Raw genomic sequence first — 9,548 nt, 5'->3', positions numbered from 1 at the left:
CGCCCTGCAGGTCGGCGGTGTCGCGGCGCTTGCCCGCGAAGGCGGTGGTTCAGGCGACTGATGTGTCACAGACAAAATCTTTCGCGGGCAAGCGCGCTCCTACAATGATCTCGGTAACGCCGACAATCTGTGGCGTACACACAATACGTAGATATCGGCTTGGCGGCGAAGGCGTCGGGGCAGTCACATTAGTGGTGAGGGATCAATCGGGTTCGCCAGCAAGCCGGCTCCTACGGAGGCGGGTGTTTGTCCCGAGTTCGTGGGTGGAGCGCAAACAGGATCGCACCGGCTCCCGCCTGAAACGCAAAACCGTAGGAGCCGGCTTGCTGGCGAAGGCGTCGGGGCAGTCACATGATCGGCGAGGGATGAATCGGGTTCGCCAGCGAGCTGGCTCGTGCGGAGTGTGTTTGCCACTGAACAGGCTTCGCGCCGCCGGTCGTGTGTTCGCTCGCCAACAGCGCTTGAACACATTGCCTCAGGAGCGACTATTGCTTGGCGAGGTTCGACGGCTGGATGACGCGCTTGGCGTTTAACCAGGCCTTCTGCCAATAAGGCTTGTCGAGACTGTCGAGCTTGACCGTGCCGCCGGTGGCCGGCGCATGAACGAACCGCCCTTCTCCGACGTAGATGCCCGCGTGGCTGACGTTCGAGCCGCCGCTGGTGGCGAAGAACACCAAATCACCGGTCTGTAACTGACTGCGATCAATGTCAGGCCCGCGCAGGGTGATCATTTCCCGCGTCGATCGCGGCAAGGTGATGCCTGCGGCGTCGTGGTAGACGTAGCCGATCAGGCCGCTGCAATCGAAACCCGAATCAGGCGTGTTGCCGCCCCAGCGATAGGGCGTGCCAACGAGGCCGATCGCGCGCAACAGGACGTCGTCGGCGAGCGGGGAAGAAAACTGGGGAGGAGCGGAAACCACAGGCCGGTAGACGACCTTGCGTGGAGCGGGCGGTGGAGTGCTGGAACATGCGGCCAGCAGCACAGCCAGAGAGGCGACGATCAGGCGAACCGTTAACGACATAAACACGACAACCTGTGCGGGGTGCAGCTTACTGTGCCGAGAGCCGGGATTGCGCGCAAGAGGGGGTCAGCCCTTTGCGCGCCCGGAATTAACGGGTTTGGCGCTTGATTGTAGTCGAGCTCATGGCGGTGGTGGTTGCAGGTACCGTCGACGACGCCGTTGCAGGCGCCATTGCCAGCGCGCGTTTGGCTTCGATGAACGTCTTGGCCCAGTAGGCATCGTCGAGGCTGTCGACACGAACACCGCCACTGCGACGGCTGCTGGAATGGATGAACTGGTCATCGCCCAGGTAGATGCCCGCATGGCTGACACGACCACGACCGGCGGTGCTGAAGAACAACAGATCGCCTGGCTTGAGGTCATTGCGCTTGATGAGAGGGGCATCGATGTTGATCATTTCGCGGGAAGAACGCGGCAGGCTCATGCCCGCCTCTTCACGGAACAGATAACCGATGAAACCGCTGCAGTCGAAGCCGGAGGTGGTCGACGTACCGCCGAAGCGATAGCGAGTGCCTATCAGGGATTTGCCGCGTTCGAGGATGCTGTCAGCCAGAACCGGCAGGCGGTACGGCTTGTTGTCGGCAAATTGAGCGAGTTCGTCTTCGGTGGCGACTTCGTCATCCAGAACGGAAGAGGCGTAGTCGGCGCGCTTGCTGGCGGATTGGGCGGTGGCAGAGTCCCGGAACTGGGGGCTTTGCGACTGTTGTTGCGACGTCGGCATCTGGGCCGCGCAGCCGAACAACAGCGTTACGAGTGCGAGAGGCACGAGGGGTGCGAAGCGGTTTAGCATGTGCACGACCGTGGCTGAAGTGTAAAGAAGCCGAGACTATGCCTTCAATCGTACCCATTTGCAAATTCAATCGAAACAAATGTGACTTACGATGTCGTCCATCACTTCTAAGGCTCTACACCTCAGAAACGCATCCATGTGCGCGGAGTGATCGGTCGGCGAAGGGTTTATCTCGGCAGTAAAGCCCCCCATCACCCGAGCGCGCAGCATGGGCTCATGAATGTAAGGGAAGCTGGCGGTGGTTCCGATGCTGAGCACAGCGTCAAAGCCTTTTGCCATCTCTTCCTGAAGCACGTTCAATGCCAACTCTGGCAACATCTCCTCAAACAACACCACCGATGGCCTCAGAACGCCACTACAGCGGGGGCATAGCGGTGGCAGTGGCCGACTGAGATGCTCGCTCAGTTGCGGATCCTCGGCGCCACAAGATTGACAGTAGAGCGGCGCCAGCTGCCCGTGAATCTCGATCAGCCGCTCTGGCGGACTGCCCGCCGCGCGATGATAGCCGTCGACGTTTTGCGTTAACACCCAGCACTCCGGCTTGCGCCGCTGCAATTCGGCGATGGCATAGTGCGCCGCATTGGGTCGTCCACCCAGGCAAGCGCTGCCCAATTGTGCGATGTACTTCCAGCACAGGCCGGGATCCCGACGCAGCATCGGGCCGGACAAGGCCATTTCGATGGGCAGGCCATCGTCGGTCTCGCCGTTATACAAGCCACCGACACCGCGATAGGTCGGCAAACCCGAATCCGCCGAAAGGCCGGCACCGGTGATGATCAAAATCCGTGTGGCATGGCGCAAGGCCGTTGCGGTTTGCAGAACCAAAGCCTGATCGACCACGGACGCGCTTACCAACCGAGGGTTTCTTTCAGGAAAGGAATGGTCAGCTTACGCTGGGCCTGCAGTGAGGCTTGATCGAGCTGTTCAAGCAGGTCGAACAGCGCGCTCATGCTGCGCTTGCCGCGCGTGAGGATGAAATGCCCCACTTCATCGGTGAGGTGCAGGCCTCGACGCGACGCACGCAATTGCAGGGCGCGGAGTTTTTCTTCATCGGACAACAGGCGCATCTGGAACACCAGCGCCATGGTCAGCCGTGATTTAAGGTCCGCCAGCTTGACCGGCAGCTCCCGGGGCGAGCATGAAGCGGCGATGAGCAACCGTCGGCCGCTGTCTCGCAGGCGGTTGAACAGGTGGAACAAGGCCTCTTCCCATTCAGGCTTGCCGACCACTGCCTGAAGGTCATCGAGGCACACCAGTTCGTACTGCTCCAGATGATCGAACAGGCCGATGCCTTGATCGAGCAGCTCGGCCATCGGCAGGTAAACCGCCGGCTCGCCCATCTGTTCGAATCGCAGGCAGGCCGCCTGCAACAGGTGCGTGCGCCCTACCCCGTTCTTGCCCCACAGATAAATGAGGCTTTCCGTCCAGCCGGCCTCGGCTTCGCACAGCCGCTCGACATAGCCGAGTGCAGCGGCATTGGCGCCTGGATAGTAATTGATGAAGGTGGCGTCATCACGCAGACGCACACTCAAGGGCAGCTGAACTGGTTTCATGCTGGCTGAACGGTTCGTGACGAACCGCCAAGGGGCCTCTGTGAAAAGTGCGCAAAGTCTATACCCGCAGGGCTGGCCGCACAATGCGGCAGACCGCCAGCAAAATCAAAGGCTTGCGCAGGGGACGGGTATGACTGGGGATTACGAGGAAAACCCGCCAAAGAAAGCTTCGCACCCTGGGCGCGATCGGGCGGACTGTAGGAGCCGGCTTGCTGGCGAACGCAGTGTGTCAGACGATACAGCCTTGAATGATCAACCGGTTCGCCAGCAAGCCGGCTCCTACAGAGTCAGGGTCCATCCATGACATGCGCTTCTACTATCGCGAATCAGAGATCCGGGTCGTCCAGACCGCCGTAGATGTCCGAATCCTTGTACAGGTCATGAACATGGCGCACCAGGACCATGATCACCGCCGCCACCGGCAACGCCAGCAGGATGCCGGTGAATCCGAACAGCTCGCCGCCCGCCAGGATTGCGAAGATGACCGCGACCGGGTGCAGACCGATGCGGTCACCCACCAGCAGTGGCGTCAGCACCATCCCTTCCAGCGCCTGACCGACCATGAACACCGCGACGATGCCCAGCATCGGGTACAGGTCGCCGCCAAACTGGAAGAAGCCCGCCAGAATCGCCGAGCCAATGCCGATCACGAACCCCATGTACGGCACGATGGCCGCCAGACCGGCGATGACACCGATCAACAGGCCAAGCTCCAGTCCAACCAGCATCAACCCGGCGGCGTAGATCACGCCCAGCGCGACCATCACCAGCAACTGGCCACGAATGAACGCGCCCAAGACTTCATGGCACTCGTCCGCCAGCGCGACGATCTTCTTCTCACGGTGACGCGGCAGCAGGCTACGCACCTTCGCCATCATCACGTCCCAGTCACGCAGCAGGTAGAAGCAGACCACCGGGATCAGCACCAGATTGGTCAGCCAGCCGATCAGCGCCAGGGTCGAGGTGGTGGCCTGGGACAGGACAATGCCAACGATGTCGCCGGTCTGCCCCATGTGCTCGGAGATGGCCGCCTTGACCTTGTCGAACTTCCAGAACCCTTCTGCCAGCCCCAGCTTGGCCTGCGCCCACGGCATGGCGGTGTGCTGCAGCCAGTCGAGGATCTGCGGCGCCAGTTCGTACAGGCGATAAAGCTGCTTGGCCAGCATCGGCACCAGCACCAACAGCAAGCCCATGAAGATCAGGGTGAACAACAGGAACACTGTCACCACACTCATGGTGCGTGACAGCTTGAGTTTTTCCAGCCGGTCTGCCAGCGGATCGCCCATGTACGCCAGCAGCAGTGCCACCAGAAACGGCGTCAGAATCGAATGCAGCAGCCAGACGAACAAACAGACCAGGACAACCCCGCCCAGCCAGAACCAACGACGCGTATCAGTCATTACTGCCTCTTTCCCCAGGATGATGTGCTTCGTGCAACGTCGTTATGAACCTGTTCACCAACGGAAGTGCAATGCGCTATCCGAAACAGCAGGCGGCTGCGGTGCGGCCGGCGTGCCGTCCGCAGAAACCGGCGCGGCGCTAACCGGCGCGCTGGCGATTTCACCGGCCGGGACCTCCTGCAGTTTCGCCAGCGCCAACTGGGAGCGTAACTGATCGGGGCTGCCGCTGACGTCAAACGCGATACGGTCACCTTCGGCTGATTTCAGGCGTCCGCCGAAGGGTTCGAGCAGGCGCAACAGCTGCGCGTAACGCTCAAGGTTCATGCCCTGCACATCCAGCACCATGCCCGTCGAAGCGCCCGGCTTGACCACGAAGCGCGGCGCCAGACGCTGACTCACCGCCAACAGCACAGCGTCAGCCAGTTCCGCCGAGCTGGCGCCGCTGGCACTGCCCTGCTCCATCTTGTCGCCCAGCCACAGGTGCCACTTGCCCTGCCACTGGCCGCCGTTTTCCTGCGCGTGAACCGCCAGAATCGCGTCCGAACCGTAACGCTCGGAAGCCTCCTTGAGCGGGCCGACGTTGTTGCCGTCGAGGGTCTTGGCGTTGCCGATGCCTTGCTCGCCCAGGTCCGCCAGCGGCAGACGCAGCGGCAAACCGCGATGCTGAGCCGCGCGACGCAGAGGTTCGGCAGAGGCTTGCCCGTCGCCGACGAGATTGGCGCCCTCGGTGGCGTCGTTCAGCCACCAGGCCATGATCACCGGGCGGTTGGAGCCCCACAACGACAGCCCGGCCTGACGCAGCACGCGCTCGGTACTCGCCGGGTCGAAATCGACCTGCAGGGTTTCGGGCGGGCCGGCGTCATAACCGTACTGGCTGATGATTTGCTGAGGGTCCTTGCGCACCTCGGCAAGACCGCCGTTCTGCACCGCCTTGGGGTCGCCGGTCAGGCGGGTGACCAGGGTTTCCAGCGCGGCCTGGGTGGCGCGGGTTTTCTCGTCCGGGGTCTGGCCGCTGACAGGCTCGCGCACCTGATAAAGCGTGTTCACCGTCTCGGCGAGCGCCGGCAGACTCATCAATGAGAGGCAACCCACGAACAGGCAGTTTTTTAGGCGCATGAATGAAGGTGGACGCATGAAGGATTCCCGCTGGGTAAAAAGGCAACGCTATAAATAGCTGCATGAACACAAGTGACCCGACTCTGACCGCAGACGCGCCCGAATCGCTCACTCAGGCGCCAACGTTACACCGGATCCACCCGCCGACGAACGGGTGCGGCGGGATAAACCGGGTTATTTTTTCTTCACGGCGGTCCTGCCCGTCGGCCCAAGGATGGCCGCTTGCGCCCAACCCTGATAAAATCGCGCGCCTTCGCAGACCGGCGATGACACGGCCCCCGCGTCGTTGCCACTCGGTCGTTACCCCGAATCCCCCCTAAAGGCCTGGATCATGAGCAAGCAACCCTCCCTGAGCTACAAAGACGCCGGTGTTGACATCGACGCCGGTGAAGCGCTGGTCGAACGCATCAAGAGCGTCGCCAAGCGCACCAAGCGCCCGGAAGTGATGGGCGGCCTCGGGGGCTTCGGCGCTCTGTGCGAAATCCCGGCCGGCTACAAGCAGCCTGTTCTGGTCAGCGGCACCGACGGTGTCGGCACCAAGCTGCGCCTGGCACTGAATCTCAACAAACACGACACCATCGGCATCGACCTGGTCGCGATGTGCGTCAACGATCTGGTGGTCTGCGGCGCCGAGCCGCTGTTCTTCCTCGACTACTACGCCACCGGCAAACTCAACGTCGACACCGCGGCTCAAGTGGTCACCGGCATCGGCGCGGGCTGCGAACTGGCCGGCTGCTCGCTGGTCGGCGGTGAGACCGCTGAAATGCCCGGTATGTACGAAGGCGAAGACTACGACCTGGCCGGTTTCTGCGTCGGCGTCGTGGAGAAAGCCGAAATCATCGACGGCTCCAAGGTTGCCGCCGGCGACGCCCTGATCGCCCTGCCCTCTTCCGGGCCGCACTCCAACGGCTACTCGCTGATCCGCAAGATCATCGAAGTGTCGGGTGCCGAGATCGACACTATCCAGCTCGACGGCAAGCCGCTGACCGAACTGCTGATGGCGCCGACCCGCATTTACGTCAAGCAGCTGCTCAAGCTGATCAAAGACACCGGCGCGGTTAAAGCCATGGCCCACATCACCGGCGGCGGCCTGCTGGACAACATTCCTCGCGTGCTGCCTGAAGGCGCCCAGGCCATCGTCGACGTGGCCAGCTGGACCCGTCCGGCGGTCTTCGACTGGCTGCAGGAAAAAGGCAACGTTGATGAGCACGAAATGCACCGCGTGCTGAACTGCGGCGTCGGCATGGTCATCTGTGTCGCTCAGGAACACGTTGAAGTTTCGCTGAACGCCCTGCGCGAAGCCGGCGAGCAGCCTTGGGTGATCGGCCAGATCGGCACCGCTGCCGAAGGCGCTGCACAAGTCGAGCTGAAGAACGTCAAGGCTCATTAATGCCTGACATGCCCCAACCCTGTGACGTGGTGGTGCTGCTGTCCGGCACTGGCGGCAACCTGCAGGCGATGATCGACAGCTTTCAGGACAGCGCGAGCCCTGCGCGCATCCGGGCGGTGATTTCCAACCGCGCCGAGGCCTTCGGGCTCGAGCGGGCCGCCCGCGCAGGAATCGACACCCGCGTGCTTGATCACACCGGCTACGAAGGTCGCGAGGCCTTCGATGCGGCGCTGATCGAAGCCATCGATTCGTTTCAGCCGTCGCTGGTCGTGCTCGCCGGGTTCATGCGCATCCTCACGCCCGGGTTCGTGCGCCACTACCATGGCCGCCTGCTGAACATCCACCCTTCCCTGCTTCCGCGGTATAAAGGCCTGCACACCCATCAAAGGGTGCTCGACGCCGGCGATGCCGAACATGGCTGCAGCGTGCACTTTGTCACGGAGGAACTCGATGGGGGGCCTCTGGTCGTACAGGCAGTTGTTTCTGTAGAGTTGCACGACACGACCGCCACGCTGGCACAAAGGGTTCACGCCCAGGAACACCTGATTTATCCCCTGGCCATTCGCTGGTTCGCCGAAGGACGATTGACTCTCGACGAACACGGCGCCTCACTGGACGGCCAGCCCTTAGGGCCCAGCGGCCACTTGATCCGACATTAGGAGATATTATGCGTCGCGCTTTGCTCTTCGCTTTCGCCCTGTTCGCACTTCCCGCAGTCAACGCGGCAGACCTTCAACCTTTCTCCGCCAGTTACACCGCTGACTGGAAACAGCTGCCCATGAGCGGTGGCAGCGCCAGCCGCAGTCTCGAGAAGAACGCCAACGGCACCTGGACCCTGAGCTTCAAGGCTTCGATGATGATCGCCAGCCTGACCGAAGTCAGCACGATCAAAGTCGACAAGGATCAACTGCTGCCGCAGACCTACCACTTCGAACGTGGCGGCCTGGGCAAGAGCAAGACAGTCGATCTGGTCTTCGACTGGCCGACCAAATTCATTACCGGTACTGACCGTGGCGACGCGGTGAAGATCCCGCTGAATGCCGGCGTCCTCGACAAGTCCACCTACCAGCTCGCGCTGCAGCATGACGTGGCGGCGGGTAAAAAGAGCATGTCGTATCAGGTCGTCGACGGTGATGAAGTCGATACCTATGATTTCCGCGTGCTGGGTACTGAAAAGGTCGAGACCAAAGTGGGTTCGGTCGACGCCATCAAGGTCGAGCGCGTGCGTGATCCGACGCAGAACAAGCGCATCACCGTGATGTGGTTCGCCAAGGACTACGACTACCTGCTGGTTCGCCTGCAACAGGTTGAAACCGACGGCAAGGAATACAACATCATGCTGCAGGACGGCACGGTGAACGGTAAGTCGGTCAAGGGCAGTTAACTCAGCCAGCTGATTTACGCCTACATCGCGCAACATCGAACCCCGCCTACATGGCGGGGTTTTTTTGGCCGTAAAACCAGTATTGCCAGGCGAGCATTGATCTGACGGACCTCATTCCCCGGGTTGCTGCCGCTTCGCGCCAGATCGCGGGCAAGCGCGCTCCTACATTTGAACTGCGGCGTGGCGAGGTTTGCTGCCACACCTCGAATGTCGCAGGAGCGTGGCTTGTCCCGCGATCGGCTGCGCAGCAGTCGTAAATCTGGCAACCCGACTTTGTCTGATGAACCGCGTTTCCCCGGGTTTGCTGCCGCTTCGCGACAGATCGCGGGACAAGCCTCGCTCCTACATTTGATCTGCGGCGTGCCTAGGTTTGCTGCTACACCTCGAACGTCGCAGGAGCGTGGCTTGTCCCGCGATCGGCTGCACAGCAGTCGTAAATCTGGCAACCCGACTTTGTCTGATGAACCGCGTTTCCCCGGGTTTGCTGCCGCTTCGCGACAGATCGCGGGGCAAGCCTCGCTCCTACATTCGATCTGCGGCGTGCCTAGGTTTGCTGCCACACTTCGAACGTCGCAGGAGCGTGGCTTGTCCCGCGATCGGCTGCGCAGCAGTCGTAAAACCTAGCAACCCCAGTTTGTCTGATGAACCGCGTTTCCCCGGGTTTGCTGCTGCTTCGCGCCAGATCGCGGGACAAGCCTCGCTCTTACATTTGATCTGCGGCGTGGCGAGGCTGCTGCCACACCTCGAATGTCGTAGGAGCGTGGCTTGTCCCGCGATCGGCTGCGCAGCAGTCGTAAAACCTAGCAACCCGAGTTTGTCTGATGAACCGCGTTTCCCCGGGCTTGCTGCCGCTTCGCGACAGATCGCGGGGCAAGCCTCGCTCCTACATTTGA

General features: G+C 61.7%; 9 protein-coding genes. 3 read left to right on the top strand and 6 right to left on the bottom strand.

Going from position 1 to position 9,548, the window contains the following annotated elements; genetic code table 11:
- Positions 1 to 485: 485 nt before the first annotated feature.
- From ACQKEN_RS10975 to ACQKEN_RS10950, 6 genes are all read right to left on the bottom strand, one after another.
- Entirely contained in the window at positions 486 to 1,022 is a 537-nt protein-coding gene (locus tag ACQKEN_RS10975) for a C40 family peptidase (protein WP_237253639.1), read from the bottom strand.
- Positions 1,023 to 1,110: 88 nt separating this feature from the next.
- Positions 1,111 to 1,812, bottom strand: a complete 702-nt coding sequence (locus tag ACQKEN_RS10970; protein WP_427685467.1) for a C40 family peptidase — start codon at positions 1,810 to 1,812, stop codon at positions 1,111 to 1,113.
- A gap of 66 nt (positions 1,813 to 1,878) precedes the next feature.
- Positions 1,879 to 2,652, bottom strand: a complete 774-nt coding sequence (locus tag ACQKEN_RS10965; protein WP_427685466.1) for an NAD-dependent deacylase — start codon at positions 2,650 to 2,652, stop codon at positions 1,879 to 1,881.
- 8 nt (positions 2,653 to 2,660) lie between these two features.
- Positions 2,661 to 3,365, bottom strand: coding sequence for a DnaA regulatory inactivator Hda (hda, locus tag ACQKEN_RS10960; RefSeq protein ID WP_074890952.1), 705 nt, complete (start codon positions 3,363 to 3,365; stop codon positions 2,661 to 2,663).
- 326 nt (positions 3,366 to 3,691) lie between these two features.
- Positions 3,692 to 4,765 (bottom strand): AI-2E family transporter, encoded by a 1,074-nt coding sequence (locus ACQKEN_RS10955; RefSeq protein WP_133776344.1) that lies wholly within the window; start codon positions 4,763 to 4,765, stop codon positions 3,692 to 3,694.
- Between the two features lie 54 nt (positions 4,766 to 4,819).
- Entirely contained in the window at positions 4,820 to 5,881 is a 1,062-nt protein-coding gene (locus ACQKEN_RS10950) for a DUF2066 domain-containing protein (protein ID WP_427685472.1), read from the bottom strand.
- A 331-nt stretch (positions 5,882 to 6,212) separates the two neighbouring features.
- Here ACQKEN_RS10950 and purM point away from each other — a divergent pair, with 331 nt between their 5' ends.
- From purM to ACQKEN_RS10935, 3 genes are read left to right on the top strand one after another with little or no spacing between them, the layout of a single operon-like run.
- The gene (gene purM / locus ACQKEN_RS10945) at positions 6,213 to 7,271 is read left to right on the top strand and encodes a phosphoribosylformylglycinamidine cyclo-ligase (RefSeq protein ID WP_427685465.1); all 1,059 of its coding nucleotides are present in this window, start codon (positions 6,213 to 6,215) and stop codon (positions 7,269 to 7,271) included.
- An 8-nt stretch (positions 7,272 to 7,279) separates the two neighbouring features.
- On the top strand, positions 7,280 to 7,930 hold the full coding sequence (gene purN / locus ACQKEN_RS10940) for a phosphoribosylglycinamide formyltransferase (protein ID WP_427685471.1): 651 nt from the start codon (positions 7,280 to 7,282) through the stop codon (positions 7,928 to 7,930).
- An 8-nt stretch (positions 7,931 to 7,938) separates the two neighbouring features.
- Complete coding sequence (locus ACQKEN_RS10935; RefSeq protein ID WP_133776342.1) at positions 7,939 to 8,655, top strand: DUF3108 domain-containing protein; 717 nt, start codon at positions 7,939 to 7,941, stop codon at positions 8,653 to 8,655.
- The last annotated feature ends 893 nt before the right edge of the window (positions 8,656 to 9,548 follow it).

This window comes from Pseudomonas sp. NPDC078416 (assembly GCF_050268485.1).
In the GTDB taxonomy this organism is placed as follows: domain Bacteria; phylum Pseudomonadota; class Gammaproteobacteria; order Pseudomonadales; family Pseudomonadaceae; genus Aquipseudomonas.
The sequence above is the reverse complement of the archived record's forward strand: the minus strand, read 5'-3'. Positions and strand labels throughout refer to the sequence as shown.

Excerpts from the sequence above, each read along its gene's own strand:
- ACQKEN_RS10950 (WP_427685472.1), bottom strand. The coding sequence starts at position 5,881 with ATGCGCCTAAAAAACTGCCTGTTCGTGGGTTGCCTCTCATTGATGAGT.
- ACQKEN_RS10975 (WP_237253639.1), bottom strand. The coding sequence starts at position 1,022 with ATGTCGTTAACGGTTCGCCTGATCGTCGCCTCTCTGGCTGTGCTGCTG.
- ACQKEN_RS10955 (WP_133776344.1), bottom strand. The coding sequence starts at position 4,765 with ATGACTGATACGCGTCGTTGGTTCTGGCTGGGCGGGGTTGTCCTGGTC.
- hda (WP_074890952.1), bottom strand. The coding sequence starts at position 3,365 with ATGAAACCAGTTCAGCTGCCCTTGAGTGTGCGTCTGCGTGATGACGCC.
- ACQKEN_RS10970 (WP_427685467.1), bottom strand. The coding sequence starts at position 1,812 with ATGCTAAACCGCTTCGCACCCCTCGTGCCTCTCGCACTCGTAACGCTG.
- purM (WP_427685465.1), top strand. The coding sequence starts at position 6,213 with ATGAGCAAGCAACCCTCCCTGAGCTACAAAGACGCCGGTGTTGACATC.
- ACQKEN_RS10935 (WP_133776342.1), top strand. The coding sequence starts at position 7,939 with ATGCGTCGCGCTTTGCTCTTCGCTTTCGCCCTGTTCGCACTTCCCGCA.
- purN (WP_427685471.1), top strand. The coding sequence starts at position 7,280 with ATGCCCCAACCCTGTGACGTGGTGGTGCTGCTGTCCGGCACTGGCGGC.